At 47.0% G+C, this 15,525-nt stretch carries 16 protein-coding genes; 12 read left to right on the top strand and 4 right to left on the bottom strand.

What is annotated here, in order from left to right; all coding sequences use genetic code 11:
- Positions 1 to 266: 266 nt before the first annotated feature.
- From GJQ68_RS13420 to GJQ68_RS13385, 8 genes are all read left to right on the top strand, one after another.
- Positions 267 to 485: a hypothetical protein gene (locus GJQ68_RS13420; RefSeq protein ID WP_162417759.1), complete on the top strand. Its 219-nt coding sequence runs from the start codon at positions 267 to 269 to the stop codon at positions 483 to 485.
- Between the two features lie 396 nt (positions 486 to 881).
- A complete protein-coding gene (locus GJQ68_RS13415; protein WP_202927935.1) occupies positions 882 to 1,229 on the top strand; it encodes a PadR family transcriptional regulator in 348 nt (115 codons plus the stop codon).
- Positions 1,226 to 1,837, top strand: a complete 612-nt coding sequence (locus GJQ68_RS13410; protein ID WP_162417758.1) for a hypothetical protein — start codon at positions 1,226 to 1,228, stop codon at positions 1,835 to 1,837. The genes GJQ68_RS13415 and GJQ68_RS13410 overlap by 4 nt, the downstream gene beginning before the upstream one ends.
- 51 nt (positions 1,838 to 1,888) lie before the next feature.
- Complete coding sequence (locus GJQ68_RS13405) at positions 1,889 to 3,532, top strand: serine hydrolase domain-containing protein (protein WP_162417757.1); 1,644 nt, start codon at positions 1,889 to 1,891, stop codon at positions 3,530 to 3,532.
- Positions 3,533 to 3,805: 273 nt separating this feature from the next.
- The gene (locus GJQ68_RS13400) at positions 3,806 to 4,693 is read left to right on the top strand and encodes a dienelactone hydrolase family protein (RefSeq protein ID WP_162417756.1); all 888 of its coding nucleotides are present in this window, start codon (positions 3,806 to 3,808) and stop codon (positions 4,691 to 4,693) included.
- Positions 4,694 to 5,133: 440 nt separating this feature from the next.
- Positions 5,134 to 6,579 (top strand): MltF family protein, encoded by a 1,446-nt coding sequence (locus tag GJQ68_RS13395; RefSeq protein WP_162417755.1) that lies wholly within the window; start codon positions 5,134 to 5,136, stop codon positions 6,577 to 6,579.
- 164 nt (positions 6,580 to 6,743) lie between these two features.
- On the top strand, positions 6,744 to 7,058 hold the full coding sequence (locus GJQ68_RS13390; RefSeq protein WP_162417754.1) for a hypothetical protein: 315 nt from the start codon (positions 6,744 to 6,746) through the stop codon (positions 7,056 to 7,058).
- Positions 7,059 to 7,101: 43 nt separating this feature from the next.
- Positions 7,102 to 7,251 carry a hypothetical protein gene (locus GJQ68_RS13385; protein WP_162417753.1) on the top strand — a complete coding sequence of 50 codons (150 nt, stop codon included), beginning with the start codon at positions 7,102 to 7,104 and terminating at the stop codon, positions 7,249 to 7,251.
- Positions 7,252 to 7,756: 505 nt separating this feature from the next.
- Here the strand turns inward: GJQ68_RS13385 and GJQ68_RS13380 are convergent.
- Complete coding sequence (locus GJQ68_RS13380) at positions 7,757 to 9,202, bottom strand: M48 family metalloprotease (protein WP_162417752.1); 1,446 nt, start codon at positions 9,200 to 9,202, stop codon at positions 7,757 to 7,759.
- A 287-nt stretch (positions 9,203 to 9,489) separates the two neighbouring features.
- Between GJQ68_RS13380 and GJQ68_RS13375 the strand changes: the two genes are divergently transcribed.
- Both GJQ68_RS13375 and GJQ68_RS13370 read left to right on the top strand, forming a co-directional pair.
- Positions 9,490 to 10,809 carry a M20/M25/M40 family metallo-hydrolase gene (locus tag GJQ68_RS13375; RefSeq protein ID WP_202927940.1) on the top strand — a complete coding sequence of 440 codons (1,320 nt, stop codon included), beginning with the start codon at positions 9,490 to 9,492 and terminating at the stop codon, positions 10,807 to 10,809.
- Positions 10,810 to 11,009: 200 nt separating this feature from the next.
- Entirely contained in the window at positions 11,010 to 11,510 is a 501-nt protein-coding gene (locus GJQ68_RS13370; protein ID WP_162417751.1) for a tail fiber domain-containing protein, read from the top strand.
- A 59-nt stretch (positions 11,511 to 11,569) separates the two neighbouring features.
- Here GJQ68_RS13370 and GJQ68_RS13365 read toward each other — a convergent pair whose 3' ends face one another.
- Positions 11,570 to 13,171, bottom strand: a complete 1,602-nt coding sequence (locus GJQ68_RS13365; RefSeq protein ID WP_162417750.1) for a S1 family peptidase — start codon at positions 13,169 to 13,171, stop codon at positions 11,570 to 11,572.
- On the bottom strand, positions 13,164 to 14,030 hold the full coding sequence (locus tag GJQ68_RS13360; RefSeq protein ID WP_162417749.1) for a hypothetical protein: 867 nt from the start codon (positions 14,028 to 14,030) through the stop codon (positions 13,164 to 13,166). The genes GJQ68_RS13365 and GJQ68_RS13360 overlap by 8 nt, the downstream gene beginning before the upstream one ends.
- Before the next feature lie 218 nt (positions 14,031 to 14,248).
- On the opposite strand from GJQ68_RS13360, the gene GJQ68_RS13355 reads away from it, so the two are divergent.
- Positions 14,249 to 14,551: a YciI-like protein gene (locus GJQ68_RS13355; protein ID WP_162417748.1), complete on the top strand. Its 303-nt coding sequence runs from the start codon at positions 14,249 to 14,251 to the stop codon at positions 14,549 to 14,551.
- Positions 14,552 to 14,600: 49 nt separating this feature from the next.
- Positions 14,601 to 14,843 (top strand): hypothetical protein, encoded by a 243-nt coding sequence (locus GJQ68_RS13350; protein WP_162417747.1) that lies wholly within the window; start codon positions 14,601 to 14,603, stop codon positions 14,841 to 14,843.
- A gap of 40 nt (positions 14,844 to 14,883) precedes the next feature.
- Here GJQ68_RS13350 and GJQ68_RS13345 read toward each other — a convergent pair whose 3' ends face one another.
- On the bottom strand, positions 14,884 to 15,507 hold the full coding sequence (locus tag GJQ68_RS13345) for an MCP four helix bundle domain-containing protein (RefSeq protein WP_162417746.1): 624 nt from the start codon (positions 15,505 to 15,507) through the stop codon (positions 14,884 to 14,886).
- Positions 15,508 to 15,525 lie beyond the last annotated feature (18 nt).

Raw genomic sequence — 15,525 nt, 5'->3', positions numbered from 1 at the left:
TTCGTCGTTCGGTACTCCTCCCATCCGATCGAAATAGAAACTATTTCGAGAACGTGTTGCATCCAAATCGGAAAATTTTGCTAGTTTTAGCAGCCTTCGGTTGGTGAGAAAGGAGGTAATGCAGGAGGTGGTTACGGGTAGGGTGCGCTCGGTACCGGCCGGTCGCCCGGAATGCCGATACAGAGGCGGGGAGCTGTGGCGTTTCCTTTGTCCTCCCTTACTTCTCCCGTTCAGAAAAGGCCTTAATTAAAAAACAGACCATTCCTATGAAAACAGTTGGATTAATCCTTGGCGTACTGGCCGCCTTGGGTATGTTGCTGGGATTTATTCCGCTTTTAGGATGGTTTAATTGGATCAATATCCCTTTCGCCATTCTCGGCTTGATCATCAGTGCTATCGGGAAATCCAATGAAGGCATGGTGCTCTGTGGCATCGCCGTGCTGGTGGGACTTATTCGATTGGTGTTGGGGGGAGGGATCCTTTAGAAAGGCGATCGCTTGGTAACATCCCTTATCCGGAAAAATCGGTAGTTTCGAAGGAAGTAGCCGAAGCAAAATTGCGCGGTTAACATCAAACTAAGAAACCGAAAGGAAAGCGCGATCAATCCCATGGTTTCCCCCTTCCTTTTGGAGTGCTTATGGGAAACCCATTTCATCAGAGGAATTACTGGACGACCTATTTGGAGAATTACCCAAGTTGTTTATCGAATTTCAGGAGCACCTGTACAATCAAAGCGTGGCCTTAGTTTCCGCTTCCATCTCTAGCCAATATACCACTCGCGATAACCAACTAAATCCCCTTTAGACGCAACGCACGGTTAAAGGGTGTAATAAACCATGCCTTTTGTTTTGATACATCGTATTATGATGTATATTTACCCTATGTATTCAAAAGAATTGTTAAAGGGCACCCTGGGGGTCATCATATTAAAGCTCCTGGAAGAAAACGGAAAAATGTACGGGTACGAAATCTGCCAGAAGGTAAAGGGCATTTCGGAAGGTAAAATCCTGATCAAAGACGGAAGCCTCTACCCGATCCTGCACAAGCTGCTAAGCGACGGGATGGTCACGACGGAAGAAGTCACCCTCGGGAAAAGGGTACGAAAATACTATACCCTGACACCCAAAGGCAAAGGCGAGCAGAAAATGGCCGTGCAGGAGTTGGCCGACTTTATGGACACGCTACACAAAATCATCTTTACCGACACGAAAACCACTCCAGCGGTATGATTTCCGAGCAACAATTTGAAATCATCAGCCGGGCCGTTCGGCACAGTGAAATTGCCGACAAAGCATTGCAGGATGACCTGATCGACCATTTTTGTTGCGTGGTTGAGGCGGAAATGCAAAGCGGGCAATCCTTTGAAAACGCCTTTCAAGCCGCCTATGCGCAAATCACGCCCAATGGATTTGGCGAAATACAGCAGGAAACCCTTTACCTACTCAACTATAAAAAGCGCCTGCGCCTAAACCAATGCACCTACCTTTCCGGCTATGTGTTTGCCCTTTCGGCTACCCTCGGCACCTTTTTTAAAATCATGTCTTTGCCGGGGGGCACTTCCTTACTGTATGCCGGAATGCTGGGCTTTGCCTTTGTTTTCCTGCCCTTGTTATTGGTAAACAAACTCAAAAACAGGCTGTTTTTACACCTTTCCGGAAAACTCCAATGGCTGTTGGGCTCCCTGAGTGGTATGGTATTGATTGCGGCATGCCTTTTCAAATTACTCCATTTACAAGGGGCCGGTGTATTGCTTGCGCTGGGCTTTTTGCTCTTTGGCCTGGGCTTTCTCCCCTTTTTCTTCTTCCGAATGTTTAAAGCAAGTCAGTCAGCAACCTAATACCTGCCTGGATTCCTCCCTTCTTAGAAAACCAGCTAAACACCTACCAAAATGAAATCCTTCTACCTCTTATTATGGATATTTACGGCTGTTCAGGTACATGCCCAGAACCCTGTGAAAAACAGCATCGATGCGCTGTTGTTGGAAGCAGTACCGGAGGAATCACATCCCGGAGTAACCGTTGGCCTGGTAAAAGACGGCCAAGTACTCTACCATGGCAGCAGGGGCAATATGAACCTGGAATACCAGCTCCCATTCAATGATTCCACGGTCTTTGGGCTGGCCTCGGTTACCAAACAATTTACTGCCGCCTGCATCCGTCTATTGGAAAAGCAGGGTAAATTATCCGTACAGGAAGATGTAAGGAAGTACATCCCGGAATTGGCGTTTTATGGGGACACGATCCGGATAAAGCATTTGCTCAACCATAGCAGTGGGATCCGAAACCACAACGTGCTACTGGATTTAAAAGGCTTTGACTACAGCCATCGGGGCTATACCAATGAAATGATTCAGGCGCTGATGTTCCGGCAAAAAGGGACCAATAACGCCCCGGGCGAAAAGATGCTTTATTCCAACACCAACTATGTTTTACTGGCCTTGATCGTGGAAAGGGTATCCGGGATGGGTCTTCATGAATTTTCAAAAAAGGAACTTTTCGACCCCCTGGATATGGAACAAACATTTTTTATCCAGGACCTGGAAACCCTTGTCCCCAACCGGGCCTATCCCTACTTTGCCACGGACAAGGGATACAAACAACCCAAATCGCTGACCCTTTGCGTCGGGGCCGGGGGCATGGAAAGTACCATTCCCGATATGCTCCGCTGGTCGGAACTATTCCTAAACCCTGCTCCTGAATATGCCTACCTGAAAGATTTCCTCACGGAACGGGATACCTTGAATAATGGCGAACGGATGAGCTATGGTAGGGGACTATTTGTTTCTCCCTATAAGACGCTCACCACCTACCATCACAGCGGACGAGATCGGGGCATGCGCAGCCAATTTATCGCCGTGCCGGCACTGAATTTGGCGGTGGTGGTATATGCAAACGACGAAAATATCAATGCGGTCAATTTCTCCTACCAGATTCTGGACCTGTTTGTACAGGAACCAACGGAAGCCGGTCAAAAGGCAACTTTTTCCCCTCATATGGCAGCGGAATTAAAGGCCTTTACCGGAACCTACCAGGAATTAAACAGCGATTTGCGCATGGCGATTTATGTGGAGAACGATACCTTGAAAGCGGTCAGCAGTAGGGGCAATACGGGGACACCCCTCCTTCCGGAAGGCCCGAATCGATTCTCCAGAATCGACAATCCGTATACTACCTACGCCTTTGGACAAGAAGATGCGGATGATGACCTACAGGTAGATTTTGGCGGTGCCATTTTCTATTTTGAGAGGATCCAGCTAGCGGATCAGCCCAATCAGCATCTGGAAGCCTATGCAGGTACCTACTATTCCAAAGAACTGGATGTAACCTATGTGCTAGAAGTAATCGATCAGCAACTGGTTTTAACGTACCCCAATAATCGCCTGGTCCTCAGCGAGGGGCAAAAGGGAGTATTTGGGGCGAATAGAAGAACGAAATACAGTTTTCATGGAAAAACGAAGGAGGACATCATGTATTTTGAGGTGGCATCGGAGGGCACGGTGAAAAATATTCTTTTTGAAAGAGCAGCGGAATAAAACTTCACCAATAAAATGGTGACGTAAGAAATGGAAAGACCAAGGTTATAAAATCCCCTCCTATTTTCCCCAGTGAATTTTCCAAGGCATCCCTCCCTAAAAGAAAAGTTTCGCCGGCTTTTTATCTAATTTTCGGAAAAATAGGGTACCTTATAACCTTAACTACTAATCCTTTTTACCCATGAAATCGAGCATGACGTAAGCAACCCACGGAGGAATGATTATAAAGCATGCGAGATTCCATATGGCCATTTAAAAGCAAATTATAATCATATGAAACCAATTGATAAAAAAGACCTGGACCAGGAAGTTTTTGACCTGTACGACGATTATGCACATAGCCGCATCGAGCGCAGGGATTTTGTACAGCGCCTTTCCAAGTTTGCCGTAGGCGGGCTGACCGTATCGGCCATTATGGGCTATCTGATGCCCAATTACGCCGCTGCCCGGCGCTATACCCAGGACGATCCCCGGCTGATCTCGGAATACGTGAGCTACTCTTCGCCCAAAGGCGCTGGTACCATGAAAGGCCTGCTCACCCGTCCCAAAGACCAAAGCGGGCCCCTTCCGGGCATATTGGTGGTGCATGAAAACCGCGGGCTGAATCCCTATATAGAAGACACCGCCCATCAGGCGGCGCTGGATGGCTTTATCGCCTTTGCCCCGGATGCATTGACCCCTTTGGGCGGTTACCCGGGATCGGATGACGAGGGCCGTACCATGCAGTCCAAACGGGATCGGGAAGACATGCTGCAGGATTTTATTGCCGGCTACGAAATGCTAAAGGGGCACGAGCACTGCACGGGCAAAGCCGGTGTGGTTGGGTTCTGCTTTGGAGGCTGGATTTCCAATATGATGGCCGTGCGCGTGCCGGACCTGGGAGCTTCGGTCCCTTTCTATGGTGGACAGCCCACCGCAGAAGAAGTGCCACAGATACAGGCACCGCTGATGCTACACTTTGCGGGGTTGGACACGCGGGTAAATGCCGGTTGGCCGGAATACGAAAAGGAGCTGAAAGCCCATGACAAGGAATACCAGGCCTTTATGTATGCAGACGTAAATCACGGGTTTCACAACCATTCCACGCCCCGCTACGACGAAGCTGCGGCCAAACTGGCCTGGGGACGGACCATTGATTTCTTTAAAGAGAAATTGGGCTAGTGCCTGAGCAGATACCTGCTGATTGTCAGTTTAAATGCCGAAATAAGGTAAGAAGGAGAAGCGAAAGCCTCTCCTTCCTGGCTTTTAGTCAGGTTTGCAAATGATCTGAATAGTAAGGTGGAGAAGCCATCAGAATTCCGTGAACAAATTCCCCCTTTTTAAGGGGGCAAGGGGGATTTTTTTGAGTATTTTAAATTTGTTATAATTTAATGATAGTTACGTGCTAAAATCCCTCCCAACTCCTGGTCGGGTCAGGATCTTACCTACTTGGTAAGAGGGATTTGAACTCGCCCAGATTAAGGATTATCGAACCCAGGAGTAAAAAATCAGCTCATAAACAGCATTTGCACCCTAAATCCCCAGCCTTATCCGGGTCAAAAAATGCAATGAATTAAACAATTCCTTGCTTCATTCATTTATTTCCATATATTGTATAGCTTATGGACCTACGAAAGAATACTTTATTTATTGTCGTGTTACTGATTTTGGCTGCCTGTTCCCAAAGCCCCGGTGAAAGTGAGCAGGTGATGGAGGCCGAGCTTGTACCTTATAACGTTTCAAAAGACCTGGAAAGCATCAAAGAAGATGGAGTGCTGCACGCCATCACCATTTACAGCTCTACGAGCTATTTTTTGTATAAAGGGATGCCCATGGGTTTTGAGTACGAGTTATTGTCTCGCCTGGCAGCGCACCTGGATCTGGAGCTGAAAATTACCGTCGCCGAGGACATCGATGATCTGTTTGATATGTTGAACAATGGGGAGGGTGACTTGATTGCCTATGGACTGACGATCACGGAGCCGAGAAAACAGTTAGTGAGTTTCACCGAAAATCATTACGTGACCCACCAGGCCCTGGTACAGCGGATGCCCGACAACTGGCGCTCCCTGCCCGGCTACAAAATCGATAAGGAAGTTATTTCAAATACGCTGGAATTGGAAGATGACACCGTTTGGGTGCGGGAAAACACCTCTTATTCGCAACGGCTTCAAAACCTGCAGGATGAGATCGGTGCTGACATTCCGATTAAACGGATCGATGGTAACGTACCTACCGACGAAATCATCCGAATGGTGGTAGATGGGGAAATCGACCGAACGGTGGCTGATTACAACATCGCAGCGATCAACAAAACCTATTATCCGATCCTCCATATAGATACCCGGATTTCCTTTTCCCAACGCATTGCCTGGGCGGTAAGGCAGAATTCTCCGGAATTGCTTCAGGCCATCAACGAATGGATAGCAGAAGAGAAAAAGAGCGATGATTATTACGTGATTTACAATAAGTATTTCAAAAATACCAAATCCTTCCGGGGCAGGATTCAAAGCGAGTTATACAGCAAAAACGGCAATAAAATCAGCCAATACGACGAGATCATAAAGGCCAATGCCCCCAAAATCGGATGGGACTGGCGTTTCCTCTGTTCCCAGGTGTATCAGGAGTCACGATTTGATCCCTGGGCCCAATCCTGGGTAGGAGCTAGCGGATTGATCCAACTCATGCCGGCCACGGCAAAAGAAGTCGGCGTTAGCAATAGCTTCAATCCGGAGCAAAATGTAAGTGGCGGGGTGAAGTATTTGGGCAAGATGCGTGATTATTTTGAAGCGGTAGAAGATTCTGTTCAGCAAGTAAAATTTACGCTGGCTGCCTTCAACTGCGGAGCAGGACATGTATTTGATGCCATGCGTTTGGCGGAAAAGCACGGCAAAGACCCGAATGTATGGGATGATAATGTAGAAGAGTATATTTTGAAGCTGGCCGATAAACAGTACTACCATGATGAGGTGGTGCGAAATGGCTTTGTGAGGGGAGCAGAACCCTACCATTACGTAAGGGATATGTTTTTACGGTACGAACATTATAAACAGTTTATAGAGCTATAAACGCCATGTACAAAAATGAGGGGCATATCGAGGAGATGAGCTTAAATCCGGTTGGTTATTTTTCCTAAAAAGAACAATACTACAAATGGAATCTTTCTCCGAAATCCTTAATTTTGCAGCGCTTAGAAAAGAGAATGAATACCTACCGCTCAAAGACTCAAATTATGTACAGAAAGCCGCTTACTTACCTATTCGTACTGACCTTAGCATTTTCCTCCTGTGCACCGGGTATTTTTTCTTCGCTCCGCAGTAATGATATGGAAGCACTGGAATTGGGGATGTCACGGGAGCATGTGACCGGGATATTGGGAAACGCTTATACCATCGCAGAGAAACGGATGGAAGACGGCATCCTTGTCGAAATCCTATCTTACCGAAACTTTCCAAATGACGACGAGTTTTACCTCTTTGTATTTAAAGATAATCGGTTGGAGGAATGGTATCGGGAATTATTGCCTCAATATGAATTCAGGGAATAAAAAAACTTCGTAAATTGGTATTGTACCTTTAATACATACTCCCATGAATGAAGAAAAAATAATGACCCTTCATCCTCAAGGGAAAAAAGGGGTAAACATCCAGCGTATTTTAATGCCCTTTTCTCGAACTCCTTACATCAACACTCCGAATCAGATTGCTTCGCTATCACTCGCAATGACGACGTTGGAGTAACCGCGACCCGTTTCCGTCACTCGCAATGACGCGGTGTGCTCACTGCAAACGCGACCCGTCACTGCGAGGGTGCTAATCTGACTCCAATCGTATTTCATCAACCGCCCTAGCACCCGCGGCAGTCTGTTGGAAGGCGTACACCTCTATCGTATCTAACTGACCTTCTCTTGAGCTCCTTACATCAACGCCCCGATTCAGATTGCTTCGCTATCGCTACCCATGACGTATTTTCACCACCCCCCGGGCCCCCTCCTGAAAACAGGAGGGGGCCCGGGGGGAGGTGATTTGATTGCCATTCTTTATTTTTTTAACATATTGATTTTTAGACTATTAAAACAAATACCGTCATCCCGATTTCTGCGTTTTTTTAAAATGTTAAGTCTCGCAATGACGACATCATCATTTCGACTTATCATCAAAAACCGCAGACCGGAGCACATCCCGACAGACTTCCACAAGGTACCGGATTGGAACCCTTTGAATTAAAGGGTAATTTTCAGTCTTCCTATTTTGGTACCTTAATTAAGGTTCCCGCACTGAGGGATTCGTTTAGGTCCATTCCGTTTAGGATGGCCAGTTCTTCCAGGCGGTCATCGGAAAAACCTTGCGCTTTCAAGGCTTGCTCCAGGCTGGTACTTCGGGAAAGGGTCACGATGCGCAGTCTTTCGGGTTGCCGGTTGAGTTTGTCCGCTTCTTTCAGTTCCCTGAAATTTTTCATGGTAGAAAGGAAGGCAGATTCATAGGTAGTATAGTTGGCTGATTGGGCCAATCCCATTAACTGGTAGCTAACATCACCTTGTTGGATAAAATAAACCAACAAGCGGATACCGGAACCGTTTTCCTGTTTTTGCTCCGCCAGCAGTTGAAGGGAAGTCAGACCGTTGACTTTTTCTTCGCTGACAGAAAGTACGTCTAGTTTGTATTGTTCCACCATCTGCTCCGCCATCTCCCGGAAATTATTGCCGGAAGCCAGCGTCATCGTGAGGACGGCTTCCCCGCTTTTGGGAGCCATCTGTACCTGCTGTGGGGAGTTTTGGAGGTTCCAGTCACCGGGTACCGGAAAACGAAATTTAAGTTCGGGATGGTAAAAGACACTGTTTTCTACAAATCCCTGGCGGGGATCTTCGCCGTACACCAAACCTTCTATCCGACGTAAATACGCTTCTCTGTTCACCTCGGTAGCTTCCAGGTTCAGCTTTTCCTTCCAGGTGGCGGCCAGTTGGGCTACGGTCTGGTTTCTCTCGGCCGGAGAGGGGTGGGTGGATAGGAATTCCGGTATTTCACTGCCACCGGCTTTTTCCTGCTTCCGTTCCAGGGTTTCAAAAAAACCGGCCATTTCGACGGCATCGTAACCGATTCTGGACGAATATTCCACACCCAATTCATCGGATTGACGCTCGGCATCCCTGCCAAAACTCAACAGTGCCAGTTGCATGCCCTGGGAAAGGGGCTCAATAAATTCCGACAACTGGGGCACGAGCACCACACCGGCGATCATTCCCAACTGCCCCAGCAGGTTGTTGCGCTGCTGTATGACCGAATGCCTGGCCGTCACATGGCCGATTTCATGGCCTAGCACGCCTGCAAATTCCGCCTCGTTGTTGAAGTGCGCCATGATACCCCGGGTAAAATACACAAATCCTCCAGGTACCGCAAAGGCGTTGATTACCGGTGAATCTACAATTTTGAATTCATAAGCCAGGTTGGGCCGGTGGGAAACGGCCGCCATTTCCTCACCCTTTTCGGTAATAAAAGCCTGCAAGTCCGGATCTTCGTACCTGCCAAAATAAGCCATAATTTCCGGGTCAGATTCCTTTCCCATTTGTATCTCCTGCTTTTCGGACATCAGGACCAGTTGCTTTTTACCCGTGACGGGGTTTCGTACACAACTTATCTGTATGAATACCAATCCAATCAGAAGAAAACGAACAAAAATCAAAAGATGCGGCATGGTAGTTTACGTTATAGGGTATAGAACTGGCTTACTTGATATCAAAACCTGTGCTAGAAAATAGGATTCCTGCTTATAGCTTGTTTCAGACAAAGAAGGTACTTCATTTGAGCTGCAAAAATAACTATCGGAATGGTAAAGAAAGCAGCCACCGGAGCTATTTTTTGAAGTAGATTTTCTAGCAATGGCTGCCAGAATCATTTTTCCATGGTTACTTTAGTAGCATGAAAAACCGAATCCACTTCTTTCCGATCATTTCTTTTGGCCTGCTATTCCAAGGCTTAGTTATGTTGTCAACCTTGCCGGGAATGGCTCAGGTTACTTCCATCCACCGGAAACCGGCACTTGAAGCAATGGTAAAAGCCGTTTCAAAAGACAGTTTGCAAAAATACCTGGAAGGCTTGGTGAGTTTTGGCACGCGTCATACGCTAAGCCAGGATCAGCAGGGACGTGGAATAGAAGCCGCCAGGCAATACGTCCTTTCCCGCTTTCGCTCGTTTGAGAGTACTTCCGGCGGCAGGCTGACAGCAGAGATCGATTATTTCCAGGTGGAAGCGGATGGCCGTCGGGTAGATCGGGATACCCGAATGGGCAATGTAATGGCTACGCTGAAAGGAGCGGATCCGGAGGATGACCGGATTTTTGTGGTGAGCGGGCACATCGACAGCCGGGTATCGGATATTATGAATGCCGAAGCCGATGCCCCGGGTGCCAATGACGACGGCTCCGGAGTAGTCGCGCTGATCGAAATGGTACGCATCATGAGCCAGCAATCCTTTCCTGCCACCATCATCTTTGTAGCTGTTTCCGGAGAAGAACAGGGCCTGATCGGGGCTGCCCACCTTGCCCGGAAAGCAAAAAACGAAAACTGGAACCTGGTGGCCATGATCAACAATGACATGATCGGAAACAGTACCTCCAGCGGCACGAATCTACGGGACAATACCAAGCTGCGCGTATTCAGTGAGGGCGTACCCCTTTTTGAAACCGAGCAGATGGCCTCTCTCCGGCGGTCTACCAATGCCGAAAATGACAGCAAATCCCGGCAACTGGCCCGTTACATTAAGGATGTGGGTGAGCGCTATGTGGATCAATTGGAAATTAAATTAATATACCGAAACGACCGCTTTTTAAGAGGCGGAGACCATACCCCCTTTTCCAGAGAAGGATTTACGGCCGTACGCTTGTGCGAAATGAATGAAAATTATTTCCATCAACACCAGGACATCCGGATGGAAGACGGGCAGCCATACGGAGATTTGATCGACTACATCGATTACGAATACCTCAGAAAAAACACCGCTGTAAATCTGGCAGTACTGACCAGCCTTGCCTCGGCCCCGGGGGTACCACAAGAGGTAGGCGTAGATATCAGCCGTTTGAGTAATGCCACCTTATTAAGGTGGAAAAGCCCTGCAAACGGCACCGCCAGCGGCTATTACGTGCTAATGCGGGAAACCAGCGATTCCATGTGGGAACGAAAGTTTTATACGGAGGAGCTGGAAATGGAGCTGCCTTACTCCAAGGATAATTACTTCTTTGCCGTACAGTCCGTGGGAGCCCATGGAGCAGAAAGCCTGCCCGTATTCCCCGGGCCGGTGCGCTAAAGGGCTAAACCGGGAGTTAAAAAACAAATCGGCAATTAAAAAAACAGTACTTCCTCGAATGGACACTGTTTTTCCGGTCATTTTTCAGTGGACGCTGCGGTGCATGAAAAAGGATCTAATAAAATAAAGGTAAAATCCTTTATTATAATAATATTTTTTATAAATTGGTTTTGTTTCAAAATAATAAAAGCGACTATGCCATGAAAACAAACATTCATTTTGTCCTTATCTTAATTCTATTTGTAAGTTTTTCCTCCTGCTCGTTAAACGATGATGACGGAGATATCAAAATAGAAATTTGTAACAATAATATCGACGACGATGGTGATGGACTGATCGATTGTGCTGACAGCGATTGCTCGGAAGATGATAATTGCATACAGGCTGGTTCAGATTACAGGCTAAAAGACAATATTTCTTTGCTTCCATATGGTCTTTCAGAAGCATTGCAATTGGATGCTAAAATCTACCACTACAAAGCTGATGCGTCATCAGAAAAACGGATGGGTTTTATGGCCCAGGATGTACAATTAATTATGCCAGAATTGGTTAGTATAGATAAATCTGACCAACATCTAAAACTGAAATACATGGATTTAATGGCCGTTCTGGTCAATGCAATTAAAGAACAACAAATGATAATTGAAGCCAACCAACAGCAAATAGAAATGCTTATTTGCGAACTTGAAAAGCAAGAGTAATCCAACCAATTAGAAAAACGTCAGCATCTTGATTTAATCAAGTGCCAACGGACCTGGTTTCAATACGCAAAATTAGCCAGGTGAGCGGCGGAAAAGGTCTGGAATACCTGATTGAAGTAGGTGCAATACTCGGCATAAATACCCGGGTTGTTGCAATCCAAGCCATACGTTAGTGCCATGGCCAACATTTCGACGGGAATCGGAATCGTAGCAATGGCCATAAAGGTTTTTTCTTCCGTCATCAGCAGGGTCATGTACACATAAAAGGCGTATTGGAGACCGTCCTGCCCCATCAGGTATTCGTTTCCCAGGGACAGAATCCAGGCTACTTTTCTTCCTCCGTCAAACTCGTCCCAAACGGAATATTCTTCGTCAACGGTAAACCCGCTCATGCCGTAGCGGTAAGCAAAATTTTGGTTGATTACCTCGCCCATTACCAGCAGCAATTCTTCAAAATCCGTTTCTGAAAAATCATTTTGCACCCCATAGAAATAAAGTTGCATGTCATTGCCATCGGTATTGACTACCTGAAAGGCTTCTTCCGCCGGATTGTATTCCAGGCTGCGTCCTTCAGGTACGGCCAGAACCACGCCGTTGTTGATATCTTCGTAGATATCATAGTACATCGCATCGTAATCGAGTTGGATGTTGAGATCCAATGCGAATTCATCCGATAACTTTTGAATGTTTTCCGGATCATCCGAAGTATTCATCATCTCACTGAGCGACCGGGTTTTGATAGGGTAAAACTCAAAACCCAACGCTTCAATCGATTCGGATTCAAAACCGTCGAAACTATTTTCCAGTAATTTTTCCATAACATACCGTTCGCTATCCCCGGCAGAAACGGATCCATTCGGAAATCCCGTCGCAGCAGCGACTACCTCCTCCGTAAATTCAATTTTGGCGGCAGCAGAAAAAAGTTGTACGAGGTTTTCGAATCCGGGAGGGAGACTGGTGGACGTAGAACGTTCCAGCTCTGAAAGGTAGTAGGCGGGTATGATCCAGCTCACGTTGCTGGCCCCCTTTTCCAATCCCCCATCCCCAATGCCAATCAGCCGGCCTTGGGGATCAAATACAGGGGCTCCCGAAAATCCCGGCAGCAGACTTCCCTCCAGATAAAGAATGTTTAAGTCCAGTGCCGGAAACCCAATTCGGGCCAGGGCATCCTTGTCTTTTTTGGGAATCAGGTTTGCCAGGGTTTCGGGGTCTACAAATCCTTTTTTCATCTGCCGGGACGAACTACCGATGGCACCTCCATTAAAACCCAACGCATACACGCTGGTGCCAAAACCCACTTTTTCAGGACTAAAGTTGCTCAAGGGTGTAATTCCTGCGGGAGGAGCGGGTTCTCCGGGTAACAATTCCAATAAAACCAGATCCGCCTTTTGCAGGACTTTCTTGATCCGGGCTTTTCTCCAGGCCTGTCCCGGATACAAGATACGTATGTCTCCCGTACGGCTCATGCCATGAAGGGAAGTAACCACCTGATTGGGGGATTTCCAGACAAAACCTGTCAACGCGTTCGAGCTGCGGTTATCGGCAGCCACCACCACCTTCACCAGGGCATTTTTCACCTTACCCGGGTCAAAGGACTGGGCTAAGGAAGGGAAAACCAAAAGAAAGGTTACCCAAAAAAGAAGTACGGGGAATTTATTCATCGTTAAATACTTGAAGTAGCGCAGCATAAGCTTTGGTCCGTATATCCGGAGTGAAGTTTTCTTCCAATGAATTGGAAATCCCCGGCCAGGGGGCTTCCAGAGAACGCAAGTGTTGTTCCAATGCGTCTAGACCTTGATCCGGGTTTTGGCTTAAGATACTTTCCGGAATGATCAGACGCTGTTCTCCTTCAGAGCTGCTGGAGCAAAACCCATCTCTCAGGGACAATAAGGCTGTTTTGGTCTGGGCTTCACTCAGGCTGTTTTGTAATGCAGGAACCAGTTTCGCCCATATTCCACCTGCTGTTTCGAAGGTATTAAACACCTCGGCCGCAGCAGTTGATTCCTCAGCATAGACAAGAAAATCACAAGCCGTAATACTCAGCTCAGTGCTGTAAAGCACATTGGCCTGACGTACGGCCAGGGAGGAATCCGCCCTGATAAAATCCGTCACCAGAAGCCTTGCCTCTTCCGGACTATAACCAATATCCAGGTATTCGTCCATTTTATCCGACAGGCTGGGTGCAAAGGGATCATTGGAGCGAATATAAAGTCCCAACAAAATCCCAACGGCAGAAAACAAGCCGAAAGAACCAATGCGCAGGCTTTTGACCGGATCCAGAAACTTTTCATTCAACCCGATCAAAACGGCGAGCAGCGAAGTAATGGTGCCAACCACGCCACTCACCACCGGCGATACCGACAAGCCCATCAGAAGCCCTAAAAACAACCCGATTCCAAGCCCGTTAAACACAGCCGTAATAGCTTGCAGCTTGTTTCCTGAATGGGCTGCATCCGGGAGCAATTCCTGAAAGGAAGGTTTTGTTTCCGGATCGGGACCTGTGGAGTCATTTTCTTCCATGGCAAATGCTGGTTTTTAGAGATAGCAGAATAGGGGGAATGCATAAATCTGCAATCAATATAGTAAAAATTCAAATTAAAAATACACTAGCAGGATATTTAAGTAAGTGAGACAAAGTATCTTATGGGGTATCTGCAAGCAGGAACAGCACTATTCTCCCTGTGAGGATTTCAAAATTTCATCCGTAATGAGTATTATTGAATAAACCATTGGTCAACATGAATCACTACCTTCTTATTTACACGGTTTCACCGGATTACCTGGAAAAAAGGGGCGCCTATCGCAAAGAACACCTGGAACTAGCCGAAAAGCTCCACGATGAAGGCCAACTATTGATGGGTGGGGCGCTGGCAGATCCTGCCGACCAGGCCATTCTCCTCTTTCGGGGAGAAAGTCCTGCCGCCGCGGAAGCGTTTGTGGCGGAGGATCCTTATGTAAAAAACGGGTTGGTTCTTTCCTGGGAAATCAGAAAATGGACAGTGGTGGTAGGCAATGTAGATGCCCCAGACAACCCATCCTGATGACAGATTGTAGCGTATCTGTCATTCTTCCCATAAAGGATTACACTCCGTGGAAAAAAGGCTGGGTCCCTTCAGGAAAAAAGGGCTGCATATTAGCGGATACCTGGCACTAAAAAAGGAGGAAAGGGAAGATAAAATTCCGGTTCGAATTCTGGAGGAAAAGGTTGAAGACCTAAAAGGAAAGGCCTTGATCCTGATATTGGTAGGAAACTTAAAAGGCAAAAAGTGGATACAGGGTTTTCTGGACAGGCATTCCTTTAAAGAAGGAAAAGATTACCTGTGGATGGTCTAAGAAGTTTTTTTAATACGAGGGATTGTAAATCTCCCAGCAATCAGTTGAGATGGTAGGGAATGCCCGTCTTCCTATTAAATACATCGGCGGAAAAAATCAAGGTCTGTACCAAGACCAGAATCAGAATTAATGCCACGATCTCCAATTGGGCAAACCGCTCTCCGGAGTGGAATATTTTTTCTGACTGAGAAAGGATCTGCTCTCCTTCTTCCAGTTGGATGCTGGATAGTTTTTGCAATTCATCCATAGCGGTAGCGAGCTGGGCTTCCATTTTAAGCTTAGAAACATCCTCCGTAAGTAAACTGCCGATCTTTTCAACGGTTCCTACCAGATGGCGGAGGTGCTGTTCCTCCGCCGTAGTCAGTTCAGTCTCCTGAAACAATCCGGTAAGCCGGTTTATCTGCTCCAGGTTCTTGGCCAGGGCAGGATGCTGTTGTTTCGGTTTCTCTTCCTGGAGTGCTGCCCTCATTTCAGACAGATTCAGGGATATATCGTAAATATAGCCTTCGACCAACAGCCGGTCTTGATAAATGGCAGCCATGGCTGTTCTCATTTTATCGGCATTGCTTCTTTCCTGAAAATGATTCAAGAGTACCACCCCTACTACTGCCAGTAACAGAAGGGAAAGCTTACGTTTATTGCGGATGCTGTATACCCATTTCATAGATCTGTGGAACGAAGT

The organism is Cyclobacterium roseum (assembly GCF_010119225.1).
GTDB classification, from domain to species: Bacteria; Bacteroidota; Bacteroidia; order Cytophagales; family Cyclobacteriaceae; genus Cyclobacterium; species Cyclobacterium roseum.
The sequence above is the reverse complement of the archived record's forward strand: the minus strand, read 5'-3'. Positions and strand labels throughout refer to the sequence as shown.